Source organism: Cerasibacillus quisquiliarum (assembly GCF_014202495.1).
Lineage (GTDB): Bacteria > Bacillota > Bacilli > Bacillales > Amphibacillaceae > Cerasibacillus > Cerasibacillus quisquiliarum.
This window is the reverse complement of sequence record NZ_JACHHA010000002.1, coordinates 173,024-189,110: the sequence shown is the minus strand read 5'-3', so window position 1 is coordinate 189,110 and position 16,087 is coordinate 173,024. Positions and strand designations below refer to the sequence as shown.

Here is a 16,087-nt window from a genome sequence, read left to right as displayed (position 1 = left end):
TTATAATAGAGCAACATTCTAGTAGAAAATGGGGTGATAAGTTGTTTAAACGTAGAGAATTATCCTTGATACGTTTGATAAAAAAAGGAAGTGTCTATTTTCTTAGTGTTTTTTTCACATTTATATTAATTGGGCTATTAACAACTGTTTCTCCGACATATCGTATCTCATCACAAATATTGACAGAATGGACAAATAAAGTAGAGAGTGCAACATTTCTTCATTTATTTGGAATGGAAAATCGTGCTTTTCGTCATGCGACAGAATTGGAACAATTCCCAAGCATTTCATCATCATTGTTTCAAATAGCGACAGATGTTAAGTTAAATGATGTCAGGAGCCTGCTTGGTAATGAATTACCAGGCTTTCAAATTTTTGATACAAAAATATTGTTAGCAGGAGAGGGAACAGACTATACTAATTTACCAATGGAATCTGCTGCTCCTTTAGAAGATATTCTACAGGACCGTCATGCTATCATTAATGACGACCATAAAGATCGTACAAATTCAAAAGTAAAAACATCATTAACAACAGGAGACAAAAATGTTGTTTTTATATATAACACACACAATCGTGAATCATTCTTGCCTGCTTTGCCTGACGTATCAAATGCAAATCTAGCTTTCCATCATGAAGCAAATGTGACAAAACTTAGTGAGCGACTAGAAAAAGCATTAAAATCAGCAGGAATAGGGACAATTGTTGATCAGACAGACCATATGCAAGTTTTAAAAGATAGGGGTATGAAATATCCGAAATCATATCAAGTGGCAAGAGAAACAGTCGAAGTAGCTTTATCAAAATACCGTGATGTCGTTTATGTATTTGATATTCATAGGGATTCTCAAGGATATGATAAAACGACGAAAAAAATAAAGGGAAAAGATTATGCGAAAATAATGTTTGTTGTTGGAGCTGAACATGCAAATTATGAACGGAATTTACAATTTGCAACAGACTTACATTATTTATTGGAAAAGAAATATCCAGGTATAAGTAGAGGGATTTTTCAAAAAAAAGGGCCTGGTACTAACGGAGTCTTTAATCAAGATTTATCAGACCATGCGATTTTATTAGAAATTGGTGGCGTGGAAAATAATTGGGATGAATTATATCGAACAACAGACGTGTTTGCTGAAGTTTTTTCTGAATATTATTGGGATGCGGAGAAAGTTAATCAATCGATTGAGGTGAAAAAATGATGGCTCGCTTTACAATATTTGTTCTATGTTTCGTAATATTTTTTCTCATTGGGATGTTGTTTGGGCTTGATAAACAGTCTCATCATTTTGAAGAAAACGCGATCTATCCTATTAAATACAGTGAATCACTTGATATTAATATTGAAAAAGAACGAATGCACACATTGAATACGCAAAAGCAATCACCTCATTTTACACAAAAATTAGCTACTGGTTTAGAAAAAATTGTAACAGGATTTTATGAAGGTGTTGTACAAGTCATATATCAAATATCATCGTTACTATTTTAACATAACTTCCGATGCTCTAAATCTATAAATGAGTTGTTCTTGAAACGTTGTGGACGTATTGATATAATTTAACCTAGTGATTTATGTCAACTTAGAGATTTAGTATAAAAAAGATAATTGATAATTTATATGATCTTATGGAAATGACGCTTAGGAGTGAACAGCATTTATGTCAAAAAAGCAAAAAAACATCCGGAATTTCTCGATAATCGCTCATATTGACCACGGGAAGTCAACGTTAGCAGATCGGATTTTAGAAAATACAAAAGCGTTGACTAAACGTGAAATGAAGGAACAATTTCTGGATGCAATGGATTTAGAGCGTGAACGCGGCATCACAATCAAATTGAATGCAGTACAACTTCAATACGAAAGTAAAAATGGTGAAGAATATACATTTCATTTGATTGATACACCAGGACATGTAGACTTTACATATGAAGTCTCAAGAAGTTTAGCTGCCTGTGAAGGTGCTATACTTGTTGTAGACGCGGCACAAGGCATAGAAGCACAGACGTTAGCTAATGTTTATTTAGCACTAGATAATGATTTAGAAATCATTCCCGTAATTAATAAAATTGATTTACCAAACGCGGATCCTGATCGTGTTAAAAAAGAGTTAGAAGAAGTGATTGGCATCGATCCAGATGATGTCATCTTAGCTTCAGCCAAAGCTAATATAGGTATTGAAGATATATTAGAGCGTGTTGTTGAAGCTATTCCACCGCCTAGTGGTGACCCAGAAGAACCACTTCAAGCATTAATATTTGATTCTTTATTTGATTCTTACCGTGGTGTAGTTGCTTACGTTTGTATTATGCAAGGATCGGTAAAAGTAGGCGATAAAATAAAAATGATGGCAACAGGAAAAGAGTTCGAAGTCAATGAAGTTGGGGTCTTTAATCCTAAACCACAATCAGTTGAACGATTGGATGTAGGGGATGTCGGTTATTTAACGGCTTCAATAAAAAATGTCTCAGATACACATGTCGGTGATACAATTACCCATGTTGATCGTCCAGCAGAGGAACCGTTACCAGGGTATCGGAAATTAAATCCGATGGTTTTCTGCGGTTTATATCCAATAGATACCAATGATTATAATGATCTACGGGAAGCATTAGAACGCTTAGAGTTAAATGATTCCGCTCTACAATATGAAGCAGAGACATCACAAGCCTTAGGCTTTGGGTTTAGATGTGGTTTCTTAGGCTTGTTGCATATGGAAATAGTTCAAGAGCGAATAGAGCGTGAGTTTAATATTGACTTAATCACAACAGCACCTAGCGTTATCTATGAAGTGAAAAAGACCGATGGTGAGATTGTGAAAGTTGATAATCCATCAGATATGCCAGAACAACAAGAGATAGAAGAAGTACGTGAACCATTTGTTGAAGCAACGATAATGGTTCCTAATGATTTTGTTGGACCTGTCATGGAAATTTCCCAGAAAAAACGTGGCCAATTTGTTAATATGGAATATTTAGATGCTATTCGTGTGAATGTTATTTATCATATCCCGTTATCAGAGATAGTTTATGACTTCTTTGATCAATTAAAATCACAATCGAAAGGTTATGCTTCCTTTGATTATGAATTAATCGGCTATCAACCTTCGAACTTAGTAAAGATGGACATATTATTAAATGGTGAACAAGTGGATGCTTTATCTTTTATTGTACACCGTGATTTTGCCTATGAACGTGGAAAACAAATTGTTGAGAAGTTACGTGATTTAATACCGAGACAGCATTTTGAAGTACCAGTCCAAGCAGCAATCGGAAATAAAATTATTGCCCGTTCAACGATTAAAGCCATTCGAAAAAATGTTCTTGCTAAATGTTATGGAGGAGACATTTCACGAAAAAGAAAATTACTTGAACGTCAAAAAGAAGGTAAAAAACGTATGAAAATGGTCGGTTCTGTTGAAATCCCGCAAGAAGCATTTATGTCCGTCCTAAAAATGGATGAGAATTAAGTTTGAAAGAAAGGAGAAATTTTATGTGACATATAGCATAAAATTTTTCCTTTTCTTATTTTGTCTTAAGGAGGAGTATCATGATTCAATCAGCCTATATTCACATTCCTTTTTGTCACCATATCTGTCATTATTGTGATTTTACAAAGATTTTTTATAACGAATCAATGGCCAATGACTATATAGAAGCTTTAGGAAAGGAAATGTCTATATGTTTACCTGAAGTAAAAAGTAAAATTCGTACAATTTTTATCGGTGGCGGGACACCAACAGCTCTAAATTTGGCTCAATTAGAGAAATTATTACAGTTGATTCATCAATATTTTGATGTTGCATCATGTGAAGAGTTTACGATTGAGGCTAATCCCGGTGATTTTACAGAAGAAAAAATCCGCTTATTAAAACATTTTGGAGTAAATCGTGTATCTTTAGGTGTACAAGTATTTGATAATCAGTTATTAAAAGCTATTGGTCGAGCTCATCAAGTTCAAGACGTATATCGTTCAATAAATGATTTGACTAAGAATGAGTTTAAAAATATTAGTATTGATTTAATTTATGCCTTGCCGCATCAAACGGTAGCAAATTTTGAGGCAACAGTAAAAGAAGCATTAAGTTTCCAGTTACCGCATTATTCGGCATATTCTTTACAAGTGGAACCTCAAACTATCTTCTATAATCGTTATCAAAAAGGAGACTTACATCGGCCTGAACAAGAAGAGGAAGTTAAGATGTATAACATACTTCGGAAAAACATGGCCCATCAAGGATTAAAGCAATATGAAATAAGTAACTTCGCAAAACCATCATATGAAAGTAAGCACAATCTTACCTATTGGAATAATGAATATTATTATGGGTTTGGAGCAGGTGCATCATCGTATTTGCCGGGTAAACGGATGATGAATATTAGAGCTATTCCAGCATATATGAAACAAGCGAATAAACATAATTTACCTGTTATGAAGGTGGATACCATCGGCTTAAAAGAGAGACTCGAGGAGGAATTCTTCCTAGGATTAAGAAAGCGATCAGGAATTAACAAACGACAGTTCAATGAAAAATTCGGGTTTCCTTACGACCGCATTTACAAAAAACAAGTGAAAGAATTAATTCGTAAAAATTGGTTAGTAGAAGATTGTGACTCTATTCGACTCACTGAAGAAGGCCTCTTGTTTGGTAATGATGTTTTTCAGTATTTTTTACTTGATGAACAAGAGATTAATCATGTTAATTGACAAAGAAATAATGATTTGTTAACTTATTATTAGCATTAGCACTCAAGGGTAAGGAGTGCTAACAGGAGTGAATATGATGCTAACAAAACGGCAGTTACTAATATTAAAAATCATTATTGATGAATTTATCGATTCTGCACATCCTGTTGGTTCCCGTGTCATTTCAAAAAAAGATGGTATTTCTTTAAGTGCTGCAACGATTCGGAATGAAATGTCCGACCTAGAAGAACTAGGGTATCTTGAAAAAACGCATACATCTTCAGGGAGAATCCCGTCCGAAAAAGGCTATCGATATTACGTTGATCACATCATTGCACCGACGATAAAAAGTAGTAATATCAACATTATAAAACATGTTATGCAAGAAGGTTATTTTGAAGTCGAGCAAGTTGTTCAAAAAGCAGCAGAAGTGCTATCGGAGTTAACAAACTATACAGCCATTATATTAGGGCCAGAAATATATGACACAAAATTAAAACAAATTCAGTTAGTACCTTTATCAGATCACAGCGCTGTTTCTATATTAGTAACAGATACGGGACATGTTGAACATCGCTCTTTTTCAATTCCTTTCGATATGAAAGCATCGGATTTGGAAAAAATGGTCAACATATTAAATGATCGTTTAGCTGGTGTTCCTATCCTTAGCTTACAGGAAGTGATTCAAGATGAAGTGCTTCATCTAATGAAAAGATATGTCACAGATTTTGAAAGGGCATATGTGTATTTGTCGAAAGTATTTAGTCAAGACCAACCTGTTAAAGTATACGTAGGTGGGAAGTCCAATTTGTTATTACAACCTGAATTTCGGGATGTTAATAAAATTCACTCCTTCTTATCCATTATGGAAGACGAACAAGAGATTGCAAGACTTGTACAAACGTCAAAAGAAGGTATTCATGTTCGAATTGGTCAAGAAAATGATATTGATGCCATTAAGGACTTTAGCTTAATTACAGCTACCTACCATGTGCATGGTGATCAAAAAGGAACGATTGGTCTACTTGGCCCTACACGAATGGAATATCGAAAAGTGATTACATTGTTAAATGCTTTTTCATCAGAAATGACTGAAGCTTTATATCTTATGTACAAGGATAAGTGATATAAAGATTTATTTTTGTAGTGATTATTCACTACATCTTTATTTTGTCTGTTTTTATAAGCGTAAGCTCATTAGCTGAGAAATATCGGAGGTGTCGTAAATGGCAGAAAAGGATGCTTCACAAGAACATGTAGAAGAAACTAAGGAAGAAACTAAGGAAGAAACTAAAGACGTGGCAAGTCATGAAAAACAAGTCGAAAGTGAGAACGATCATACAGTTGAAGAAGAACAAAAAGAAACTGAAGAAGTAACAACATTAAAAAAACAATTAGCTAAGATAACAGAAGAAAAGGATCAAATTTATGACCGTTTATTACGCTTACAAGCGGAATATGATAACTATAAAAAACGCACACAAAAAGAAAAAGCAGCAGAAAGAAAATATAAATCTGAAAGTTTAGCAACAGAACTTTTACCTGCATTAGACAACTTTGAACGTGCTTTAAATATAGAAGATGTGCCAGAAGAAATGAAAAGTTTTGTTGATGGTATGTCAATGATTTATCGACAAATTACTGATGTGCTTAAAGCAGAAAGTATTACAGAAATTGAAACAGTCGGTCAACCGTTTGACCCAAACATACATCATGCCGTTATGCAAGTTGAAGATGATTCATTTGATTCAAATGTCATTGTAGAAGAATTACAAAAAGGATATATGCTTAAAGATAAAGTGCTTCGACCAGCAATGGTTAAGGTTAATAAGTAAATTTATAGAGTCAAAATTATTTAGGAGGAAAATGTAGAATGAGTAAAATAATTGGAATTGATTTAGGAACTACAAACTCTTGTGTATCAGTCATGGAAGGTGGCGAGCCAGTTGTCATTCCTAACCCAGAAGGAAACAGAACAACCCCATCTGTAGTAGCATTTAAAGACGGCGAAAGACAAGTAGGTGAAGTTGCTAAACGCCAAGCTATCACTAACCCTGATACGGTTCAATCAATTAAACGTCATATGGGTTCAGATTATAAAGTTAATATAGAAGGTAAAGATTATACACCACAGGAAATCTCAGCCATTACATTACAACATTTAAAAGCTTATGCGGAAGATTATATTGGTGAAAAAGTAGAGAAAGCAGTCATTACAGTGCCAGCATATTTTAATGATTCTCAGCGTCAAGCTACACGTGATGCAGGAATTATCGCTGGTCTTGAAGTTGAACGAATTATTAACGAACCAACTGCTGCAGCATTAGCTTACGGTATTGATAAAAGTGATCAAGATCAAACGATTCTTGTCTTTGACTTAGGTGGTGGAACATTTGATGTATCGATTTTAGATATTGGTGACGGTACATTCGAAGTTATTGCTACTGCTGGAGATAACAAACTTGGTGGAGATGATTTTGACCAAGTCATTATTGACTATATGGTACAAGAATTTAAAAAAGAAAATGGCATTGATTTATCTCAAGATAAAATGGCGACACAGCGCTTAAAAGATGCAGCTGAAAAGGCAAAGAAAGATTTATCCGGGGTTACCCAAGCACAAATCTCTTTACCGTTTATCACTGCTGGAGAAGCTGGTCCATTGCATTTAGAAATGACATTAACGCGTGCTAAATTTGAGGAATTATCTTCACACCTAGTAGATCGTACGATGATACCGACTAAAAAAGCATTAGAAGACGCTGGGTTATCAGCAAGTGATATTGATAAAGTAATTCTAGTGGGAGGTTCAACACGCATTCCAGCAGTTCAAGAAGCAATTGAACGAGAAATTGGTAAAGAACCATCAAAAGGTGTGAACCCAGATGAAGTTGTAGCTCTTGGTGCTGCTATACAAGGTGGCGTGTTACAAGGTGATGTTAAAGATGTACTTCTTTTAGATGTAACACCACTTTCACTCGGTATTGAAACAATGGGGGGCGTATTTACTCGTCTTATTGAACGAAATACAACAATACCGACTAGTCATTCACAAGTTTTCTCAACGGCGGCAGACAATCAGACAGCAGTAGATATCCATGTGCTTCAAGGGGAACGCGAAATGGCTGCAGATAACAAAACACTTGGCCGTTTCCAATTAACTGATATTCCTCCAGCACCACGTGGCGTTCCACAAATTGAGGTTACTTTCGATATTGATGCAAACGGTATTGTAAATGTTCGTGCGAAAGATTTAGGCACAAACAAAGAGCAGTCCATTACGATTAAATCGTCTAGTGGATTATCTGATGAAGAGATTGATCGTATGGTTAAAGAAGCAGAAGAAAATGCTGAAGAAGATAAGAAACGTCGTGAAGAAGTTGAATTACGTAATGAAGCAGATCAACTTATTTTCACAACGGATAAAACAATTAAAGACCTTGGTGATAAAGTCTCTGATGAAGATAAGCAAAGAGCAGAAACAGCTAAAGAAGATTTAAAGAAAGCACTTGAAGGTAAAGATCTTGAAGAAATTAAAGCTAAAAAGTCAGCTTTGGAAGAACAGGTTCAACAACTCTCTGTAAAATTATATGAGCAAATGAATCAACAAAGTCAAGCACAACAAGGAACGGCCGAACAAGAAGATGACAATGTTGTCGATGCAGAATACAGCGAAGTTGATGACGAAGATGATAAAAAATAAGGCGTCCTAAAACAAAAAAGTCAAAGTCGGGTTTTCCTTGACTTTGGCTTTTTTACTGATACAAATAAACATTTCATATTTGTCATGCTTCTATACAAATGATAAGATTAAACGTATGTAAATGTGTTCGAGGAGAGTGGATTATAAGTGAGTAAGCGCGATTATTACGATGTGCTTGGTGTTGATAAAAATGCCTCAAAACAAGACATAAAAAAAGCATATCGTAAATTAGCTAGAAAATATCATCCTGACGTTAGTAAAGAAGAGAATGCTGAAGAGAAATTTAAAGAAGTAAAAGAAGCCTATGAAGTATTAAATGATGATCAAAAGCGCGCCCAGTATGATCAATTTGGTCATGCAGGTGCTCAAGGCTTTGATGGTTTTGGCGGTGCTCAAGACTTCGGTGGCTTTGGTGATATATTTGATATGTTTTTTGGTGGAGGCGCAAGGCGAAGAGATCCAAATGCTCCACAACAAGGTGCGGATATACAGTATACAATCACATTAGAATTTGAGGAAGCGATTTTTGGTAAAGAAACAGAAATACAGATCCCGACAGATGAAACATGCGGAACATGTAAAGGCTCAGGTGCTAAGCCAGGTACACAACCAAAAACATGTTCAACCTGTCATGGTTCAGGACAAATGAATCACGAACAAAGCACACCGTTTGGTCGGATTGTCAATCGCCGTGTTTGCCATACGTGTCAAGGAACAGGAAAAGAAATCCCACATAAATGTCCAACTTGCCATGGCTCTGGGAAAGTGAAAAAACATAAGCGGATTCAAGTTTCAATCCCAGCTGGAATTGATGAAGGACAACAAATTCGCATTGCAGGTAAAGGTGAGCCTGGAATAAATGGCGGACCTCCTGGAGATCTATTCGTCTTAATTCAAGTGAAGAAACATGATTTCTTTGAACGCGATGGAGATAATATTTACTGTGAAATGCCTTTGACATTTACTCAAGCAGCACTTGGTGATGAAGTTGAAGTACCTACTGTTCATGGTAAAGTAAAACTTAAAATCCCAGCAGGTACACAAACTGGTAAAATATTCCGTCTAAAAGGTAAAGGTGCTCCTAACGTTCGTGGTTATGGACAAGGTGATCAACATGTGCGTTTCAAGGTTGTAACACCGACAAATCTGACGGAACGTGAAAAAGAATTACTACGTGAATTTAATAAATTACGTGGTCATTCATCTACAGAAGAGGATTCATCTCTATTTAAACGATTGAAAAATGCTTTTAAAGGTGACTAGAAAGGTACGTGATGTAAAATTAACTGGACGGAACTATGTGTTCATACGACGAATGAAGCGATAGAACCTGTTTCACATATATTGATGAATTATGGTGCAAGCGGTGTTGTCATCGAAAATCGACTTGATATAGAAAAGGAACGGGAAACAAAATTTGGAGAAATATTTGATCTTAATATAGCTGATTATCCTGAGGAAGGCGTATTTATTAAAGCATACTTTTCGCAGCAAGATGAACAATTGGACAAAAAAATTAATCAAATGCGTAAGAAAATCAATCAATTACCTGACTTTCAAATTGATATCGGACCAAATATGCTTTATTTGCGAGAAGTTGCCGAAAAGGATTGGGCAACAGCATGGAAGAAATATTATGATATTGTCCATGTTTCTGAACACGTTACAATCGTACCGTCTTGGGATGTGGACAAATATGAGGCAAAATCGAAAAACGAAAAAATAATCAAACTAGATCCAGGTATGGCCTTTGGTACTGGAACACATCCAACTACGAAATTAAGTATTCAAGCACTAGAAAAATATATCCATAAGCAAGACACGGTCATTGATGTAGGTAGCGGATCAGGCGTATTAAGTATTGCTTCAGTTCTTTTAGGTGCAAAAGAAGTATTTGCTTATGATTTAGATCCTGTTGCTGTTAAAAGTACCAAGGAAAATATTAAGTTAAATGGTCTCGAACATGCTGTATTTCCAATGCAAAAGGACCTCTTAAAAGGAGCTGAACATCAAGCAGATTTAATTGTCTCAAATATCTTAGCAGAAATCATCGTACAATTTATTGAAGATGCTTGGAATAATTTAACCAGAGACGGGATATTTATTACATCAGGTATCATTAATGAAAAGCGTTTATTAGTTGAAAATGGACTTGAAAAACAAGGATTTAAAATTATAGAAACAAATCACCTCGATGATTGGGTATCGATTGTGGCTAAAAAACAATAGAAGAAGGTGGGCAATGTGCAAAGATATTTTATCCCTTCAAATAACTGGCATGATCAAGATGTCATCATAAAAGGACAAGATGCACACCATCTCATTCGTGTTTTGCGAAGTCATATTGGTGATCAAGTCATTTGTAATAACACGGATGGGAAGGCAGCCATATGTGCAATTAATGCGATTGCAGATAAAGAAGTCCAATTAAAAGTTAAAGAATGGCTAACAGAGGACAATGAATTACCTATTCACGTCACCATCGCACAAGGCTTACCGAAAGGTGACAAAATCGATTTCGTTCTTCAAAAAGGAACTGAACTTGGTGCCCACGCATTTATTCCATTTTCAAGTAAGCGATCCGTTGTCAAATGGGATGATAAAAAAAGTAGAAAAAAACATGAACGTTTTTCTAGAATTGTAAAAGAAGCTAGTGAACAAAGTCATAGAAATCGTATACCTAAAGTATATTTACCAATGAACTTAAATGAACTGCTTAAAATAAGTCAATCATTTGATATTAAGATATTTGCTTATGAAGAAGAGGCTAAGGTTGAAAAATATCATTCCTTTAGTACAATAGTTAAGAAACTTAAAAAAGACCAATCCTTGCTTTTATGTATCGGTCCGGAAGGTGGATTTGCTGAAGAAGAAGTAGCTTTGCTTAAGAAAAATGGATTCACACCCGTTCGATTAGGTCCGAGAATATTGCGAACGGAGACGGCAGCTTTATATGCTTTAGCAAGTCTCTCATATCAATTTGAAGAATTGGGGTGTTTTTAATGCCAACAGTGGCTTTTCATACATTAGGTTGTAAAGTAAATCATTATGAAACAGAAGGAATTTGGCGTCTGTTCATGGATCATGGTTATGAACGTGTTGAGTTTGATCAAATGGCAGATGTATATGTTATTAATACGTGTACAGTGACAAATACAGGAGATAAAAAAAGTAGACAAATCATTCGTCGTGCCATTCGAAAAAATCCCGATGCTGTCGTTTGTGTAACAGGGTGTTATGCTCAAACATCTCCGGGAGAAGTCTTAGCTATTCCAGGTGTTGATGTCGTTGTTGGAACACAAGATAGAAAAAATATGATTCAATATATCGAGGAGCACCAAAAAACACGCCTACCTGTTAATGCTGTGTCTAATATTATGAAAAATCGCGTGTTTGAAGAAATGGATGTTCCAGAATTTACAGATCGCACCCGCGCATCATTAAAAATTCAAGAAGGATGTAATAACTTCTGTACATTTTGTATTATTCCATGGTCACGTGGTTTACTACGTTCTAGAAAACCAGAAAGTGTATTACAACAAGCTCAGCGTCTAGTTGATGCAGGGTATAAAGAAATTGTTTTGACTGGAATTCATACAGCCGGCTATGGTGAAGATATGCCTGACTACAATTTTGCCATGTTACTTCGCGACTTAGAAGAAAAAGTAAATGGTTTAAAAAGAATTCGCATATCTTCAATTGAAGCGAGCCAAATTACAGATGAGGTTATTGAAGTGCTTGACCAATCTAGAAAAATTGTTCGTCATCTTCATATCCCATTACAATCAGGTTCAAATGACGTATTAAAGCGAATGCGTCGTAAGTATAGTGCTGAATTTTACTATGAAAAGGTGAAAAAAATTCGTAAAGCATTACCTGATTTAGCGATTACATCAGATGTTATTGTCGGTTTTCCAGGAGAAACAGAAGCTGAATTCATGGAAACATATGAATTCGTCAAACAAGTTGGTTATTCTGAATTACACGTCTTCCCGTACTCACAAAGAACGGGAACTCCAGCAGCTCGAATGGACAATCAAGTTCCAAAAGACGTGAAAGAAGAACGGGTTCATCGTTTGATCGATTTATCAAATAAGTTAGCGAAACAATATGCGATGCGCTACGAAAATGAAGTGTTAGAAGTGATTCCAGAAGAAAAGGTTCACGATGCCGAACATCCAGACATATTGGCTGGCTACACAGATAACTATTTAAAAGTTCAGTTTAGAGGAACACCTGATTTAATAGGGAAAATTGTTCGTGTGAAAATTACAAAAGCAGATTATCCTGTCAATGAGGGTGTTTTCGTAAGAGTCATGGAAGATGCGACTCATGCCTTGGCTAAATAAAGAAAGAGTTGGAAAACTAACATGTATGATTTTAGCTGGTATTTTATACTTTGTTCATTGTAACGAAAAAAGATGGTTTATATAGCTTGTCATAGAAAAATATAATGATCCACTCCTTCCCTTAAGGGGTGGATCTATTTAATGTTTCAATACTAAATATGTTTAATTCAGAATAGTTCATACGGCCCATTGTTCTAAAAGACAGGCTCATTATGAACTGTACCCTTTCATCAGTTTATTTTACTAGGGACAATTTATTTTATTCAATTATTTATGATAAGTTTTTATTCTGAACCATTCGATTTAAATTATTAGACATGCTATTATTTATGTAGATGTACACATAAACCATTTTAGAAAAGAGGATGTTTATAATGGAATTAAGAAAATATATAGATCATACATTATTAAAGCCTGATGCAACAGAAGAGCAAATTAATCAAATCATTGAAGATGCAAAAACTTATCAATTTGCTTCTGTTTGTGTTAATCCGTATTGGGTAAACCATTGCTACGATCGATTGAAGGAAACGAATGTAAAAGTTTGTACAGTGATTGGTTTTCCACTTGGTACATCAACGACCTCTATTAAGGTAGCAGAAACAAAAGAAGCGATTCAGTCAGGTGCCGAAGAAGTGGACATGGTCATTAATATCGGAGCATTAAAGATGAATGACGATGAAACTGTTAAGAATGATATTTTAGCCGTTGTCAACGCTGCCAAAGATAAGGCATTAGTTAAAGTCATTATTGAAACAGCTTTGTTAAATAATGATGAAAAGAAACGTGCTTGTCAGCTTGCACTAGAAGCTGGTGCAGACTTTGTTAAGACATCGACAGGTTTTTTAGGTGGTGGTGCAACAGTAGAAGATGTGAAATTAATGCGGCAAACAGTAGGCGATCATATGGGAGTGAAAGCTTCTGGTGGCATTCGTGATCGTAAAACAGCAGAAGCGATGATTGCAGCTGGTGCAACACGTATTGGTGCAAGTTCAGGCGTATCCATTGTTCAAGAAGAAAAATAAACGCTCATCTTTTATAAGATGTTGACCTTGAACATAGCATATATTATAATGGCAAAAGGCATGTGAATTTTTTGTTAATGCCATTAGAATTTGTTTTGTTGCTTCGGAGGGAGGGAAATACCATGTCAAACACAACCCGTGTTCGTAAAAATGAGTCTCTTGAGGATGCTCTTCGTCGCTTTAAACGTAATGTTTCTAAAAGTGGAACACTATCAGAATATCGTAAGCGTGAATACTATGAAAAACCAAGTGTTCGTCGCAAAAAGAAATCTGAAGCCGCTCGAAAGAAGAAGCGTAGATATTAATAAAGAAGGTGCGATTTCATGTCCATTTTAGAACAATTAAATAAAGATATGAAAGAAGCTTTGAAAGCAAAAGATAAAGAGCGACTCAGTGTGATTAGAATGGTAAAAGCTTCACTACAAAATGAAATGATAAAACTTGGAACGAACAAATTGTCAGAGGATCAAGAACTCACAATTTTATCAAGAGAGTCTAAACAACGAAAAGATTCCCTCCAAGAATTTAAAACAGCGAAGCGTGAAGATCTTGTTGAGAAAATCGAAAATGAACTCGATATATTACAACAATATATGCCAGAACAGCTTGAGTTTAAAGAGTTAGAGCAACTAGTTGAACATACGATTAAACAACTAAACGCATCTTCTAAAAAAGATATGGGAAGAGTTATGGGTGCCCTAATTTCTAAGACTAAAGGAAAAGCAGATGGTGCTCTTGTCAGTAAACTTGTACAAGAAAAATTATCATAATGAATGGTTAAGATTCCTTACAATAATTGTAAGGAATCTTTCTCTATTTCATACTATATTTTTAAATCACGACTATGATTTTCACAAGTTTTAGTGTATGCTTTTAATGAATGCTCCAACAAATAAATGATGAAACCAAATAATATATGAATTCGTATATAATAATTAAAAGTATAGGGAGGTGAATATATGATAAAGCGAATCTTAGTCGCATACATAATGATTGTTACGGTCATGTTTGGAATATTAATAAGTGATCGTATATTTGTTAAAGCAGATGATGCTGGACGTGGGAAGCTTGTATATATTATTCCCGTTGAAAAAGAAGTTGAGCGTGGGCTAGAAGCATTTATGAAACGAATGACAGATGAAGCGATTGAAGAAGGAGCCAATCATATCATTTTTGAGATTGATACACCAGGTGGACGTGTTGATGCTGCCGGGCATATTGCAAATATGTTACAAAATCTTGATATAGAAACGACGTCGTTTATTATTAATGATGCATTATCTGCTGGTTCTTATATAGCTCTAAATACGGATAATATTTATATGAAACCACATGCAACGATGGGAGCAAGTGGTGTTATCACAAGTGATGGAAATGCTGCTGAAAAAAAAGCACAATCTGCATGGATTGCTAAAATGGGTGAAGCGGCTGAATCTAAAGGAAGAGATCCTCTTTATGCAAAAGCGATGGCAGATGAGAGCATTGATTTACCTGAATATGGCGCAAAAAAAGGTGAATACCTAACCCTAGGCGCAAAAAATGCTTTAAAAGTTAAATATGCTGAAGGGATTGTTAATAATCGTACGGAATTATTGTATGAACTCGGCTTGGATAAAGCGACGATAGTAGAAACCGAACCGACATTTGCAGAAGAAATTGCACGATTTTTAACAAATCCGATCGTTGTGCCCATTTTATTATCGATTGCAAGCCTCGGGCTAATTGTTGAATTGTATTCTCCAGGTTTTGGTGTTCCAGGAACGATGGGTTTAGTCTCACTCATTTTGTTCTTTTACGGTCATGTAGTTGCAGGTCTTGCCGGTATGGAAGCTATTTTATTACTTATTATTGGAATTGCATTAATAATTACTGAGTTTTTTGTGCCAGGAGGCATTCTTGGATTATTAGGTGGTGGAGCAATTGTAGGTTCACTATTTATCTCTGGAGCGAGTGTATCACATATGGCTTTAAGCATTTTTATAGCCCTAGTTGTTGCAATCATTGCGTCAGTGATTCTTTTTAAAAAAATGGGTTTAGAAAAAGGACTTTTTCGCCATATTATTTTAAAAGATAGTACGACGACAGAAGAAGGCTATGTAGCACATGTTAATCGTCTTGAATTAATTGGTTTAGAAGGTCAGACGCTTACCGGACTTAGACCATCTGGAAGAGCTGTATTTCAAGATGAAACACTCGATGTTATTTCGGAAGGAACTTTTATTAAGAAAGATGAACGCGTTAAGATTGTAAAAGTTGAAGGAGCACGAATTGTCGTTAGAAAAATTTAAGTTATCAAAGTCGGCGCATTTTGCCAACTTAG

General features: G+C 35.4%; 15 protein-coding genes. All 15 read left to right on the top strand.

Annotation, left to right across the window (positions count from 1 at the left end; all coding sequences use genetic code 11):
* The first annotated feature begins 41 nt into the window (after positions 1-41).
* Positions 42-1,205 (top strand): stage II sporulation protein P, encoded by a 1,164-nt coding sequence (gene spoIIP, locus HNQ35_RS03695; protein ID WP_246118067.1) that lies wholly within the window; start codon positions 42-44, stop codon positions 1,203-1,205.
* Complete coding sequence (locus HNQ35_RS03690; protein WP_146936887.1) at positions 1,205-1,495, top strand: hypothetical protein; 291 nt, start codon at positions 1,205-1,207, stop codon at positions 1,493-1,495. The genes spoIIP and HNQ35_RS03690 overlap by 1 nt, the downstream gene beginning before the upstream one ends.
* A 169-nt stretch (positions 1,496-1,664) precedes the next feature.
* Positions 1,665-3,473 (top strand): translation elongation factor 4, encoded by a 1,809-nt coding sequence (gene lepA, locus HNQ35_RS03685; protein ID WP_146936889.1) that lies wholly within the window; start codon positions 1,665-1,667, stop codon positions 3,471-3,473.
* Positions 3,474-3,553: 80 nt separating this feature from the next.
* Positions 3,554-4,711, top strand: coding sequence for a radical SAM family heme chaperone HemW (gene hemW / locus HNQ35_RS03680; RefSeq protein WP_146936891.1), 1,158 nt, complete (start codon positions 3,554-3,556; stop codon positions 4,709-4,711).
* A gap of 76 nt (positions 4,712-4,787) precedes the next feature.
* Positions 4,788-5,816: a heat-inducible transcriptional repressor HrcA gene (hrcA, locus tag HNQ35_RS03675; RefSeq protein ID WP_146936892.1), complete on the top strand. Its 1,029-nt coding sequence runs from the start codon at positions 4,788-4,790 to the stop codon at positions 5,814-5,816.
* A 100-nt stretch (positions 5,817-5,916) separates the two neighbouring features.
* Positions 5,917-6,525, top strand: a complete 609-nt coding sequence (grpE, locus tag HNQ35_RS03670) for a nucleotide exchange factor GrpE (RefSeq protein ID WP_146936894.1) — start codon at positions 5,917-5,919, stop codon at positions 6,523-6,525.
* A gap of 38 nt (positions 6,526-6,563) precedes the next feature.
* The gene (dnaK, locus tag HNQ35_RS03665; protein ID WP_146936896.1) at positions 6,564-8,393 is read left to right on the top strand and encodes a molecular chaperone DnaK; all 1,830 of its coding nucleotides are present in this window, start codon (positions 6,564-6,566) and stop codon (positions 8,391-8,393) included.
* 147 nt (positions 8,394-8,540) lie between these two features.
* Positions 8,541-9,656 (top strand): molecular chaperone DnaJ, encoded by a 1,116-nt coding sequence (dnaJ, locus tag HNQ35_RS03660; RefSeq protein WP_146936898.1) that lies wholly within the window; start codon positions 8,541-8,543, stop codon positions 9,654-9,656.
* An 18-nt stretch (positions 9,657-9,674) separates the two neighbouring features.
* Positions 9,675-10,622 carry a 50S ribosomal protein L11 methyltransferase gene (gene prmA, locus HNQ35_RS03655; RefSeq protein ID WP_146936900.1) on the top strand — a complete coding sequence of 316 codons (948 nt, stop codon included), beginning with the start codon at positions 9,675-9,677 and terminating at the stop codon, positions 10,620-10,622.
* 15 nt (positions 10,623-10,637) lie between these two features.
* A complete protein-coding gene (locus HNQ35_RS03650; RefSeq protein WP_146936902.1) occupies positions 10,638-11,396 on the top strand; it encodes a 16S rRNA (uracil(1498)-N(3))-methyltransferase in 759 nt (252 codons plus the stop codon).
* Positions 11,396-12,742 (top strand): tRNA (N(6)-L-threonylcarbamoyladenosine(37)-C(2))-methylthiotransferase MtaB, encoded by a 1,347-nt coding sequence (gene mtaB, locus HNQ35_RS03645; protein ID WP_146936904.1) that lies wholly within the window; start codon positions 11,396-11,398, stop codon positions 12,740-12,742. The genes HNQ35_RS03650 and mtaB overlap by 1 nt, the downstream gene beginning before the upstream one ends.
* Before the next feature lie 374 nt (positions 12,743-13,116).
* Positions 13,117-13,767, top strand: coding sequence for a deoxyribose-phosphate aldolase (deoC, locus tag HNQ35_RS03640; protein ID WP_146936906.1), 651 nt, complete (start codon positions 13,117-13,119; stop codon positions 13,765-13,767).
* A gap of 122 nt (positions 13,768-13,889) precedes the next feature.
* Positions 13,890-14,072: a 30S ribosomal protein S21 gene (gene rpsU / locus HNQ35_RS03635; protein ID WP_146936908.1), complete on the top strand. Its 183-nt coding sequence runs from the start codon at positions 13,890-13,892 to the stop codon at positions 14,070-14,072.
* Between the two features lie 18 nt (positions 14,073-14,090).
* The gene (locus HNQ35_RS03630) at positions 14,091-14,537 is read left to right on the top strand and encodes a GatB/YqeY domain-containing protein (RefSeq protein WP_146936910.1); all 447 of its coding nucleotides are present in this window, start codon (positions 14,091-14,093) and stop codon (positions 14,535-14,537) included.
* A gap of 189 nt (positions 14,538-14,726) precedes the next feature.
* Entirely contained in the window at positions 14,727-16,055 is a 1,329-nt protein-coding gene (locus HNQ35_RS03625) for an NfeD family protein (protein ID WP_146936912.1), read from the top strand.
* Positions 16,056-16,087: the final 32 nt, after the last annotated feature.

Excerpts from the sequence above, each read along its gene's own strand:
- HNQ35_RS03625 (WP_146936912.1), top strand. The coding sequence starts at position 14,727 with ATGATAAAGCGAATCTTAGTCGCATACATAATGATTGTTACGGTCATG.
- hemW (WP_146936891.1), top strand. The coding sequence starts at position 3,554 with ATGATTCAATCAGCCTATATTCACATTCCTTTTTGTCACCATATCTGT.
- mtaB (WP_146936904.1), top strand. The coding sequence starts at position 11,396 with ATGCCAACAGTGGCTTTTCATACATTAGGTTGTAAAGTAAATCATTAT.
- lepA (WP_146936889.1), top strand. The coding sequence starts at position 1,665 with ATGTCAAAAAAGCAAAAAAACATCCGGAATTTCTCGATAATCGCTCAT.
- deoC (WP_146936906.1), top strand. The coding sequence starts at position 13,117 with ATGGAATTAAGAAAATATATAGATCATACATTATTAAAGCCTGATGCA.
- rpsU (WP_146936908.1), top strand. The coding sequence starts at position 13,890 with ATGTCAAACACAACCCGTGTTCGTAAAAATGAGTCTCTTGAGGATGCT.
- grpE (WP_146936894.1), top strand. The coding sequence starts at position 5,917 with ATGGCAGAAAAGGATGCTTCACAAGAACATGTAGAAGAAACTAAGGAA.
- HNQ35_RS03630 (WP_146936910.1), top strand. The coding sequence starts at position 14,091 with ATGTCCATTTTAGAACAATTAAATAAAGATATGAAAGAAGCTTTGAAA.
- HNQ35_RS03690 (WP_146936887.1), top strand. The coding sequence starts at position 1,205 with ATGGCTCGCTTTACAATATTTGTTCTATGTTTCGTAATATTTTTTCTC.
- hrcA (WP_146936892.1), top strand. The coding sequence starts at position 4,788 with ATGCTAACAAAACGGCAGTTACTAATATTAAAAATCATTATTGATGAA.
- dnaK (WP_146936896.1), top strand. The coding sequence starts at position 6,564 with ATGAGTAAAATAATTGGAATTGATTTAGGAACTACAAACTCTTGTGTA.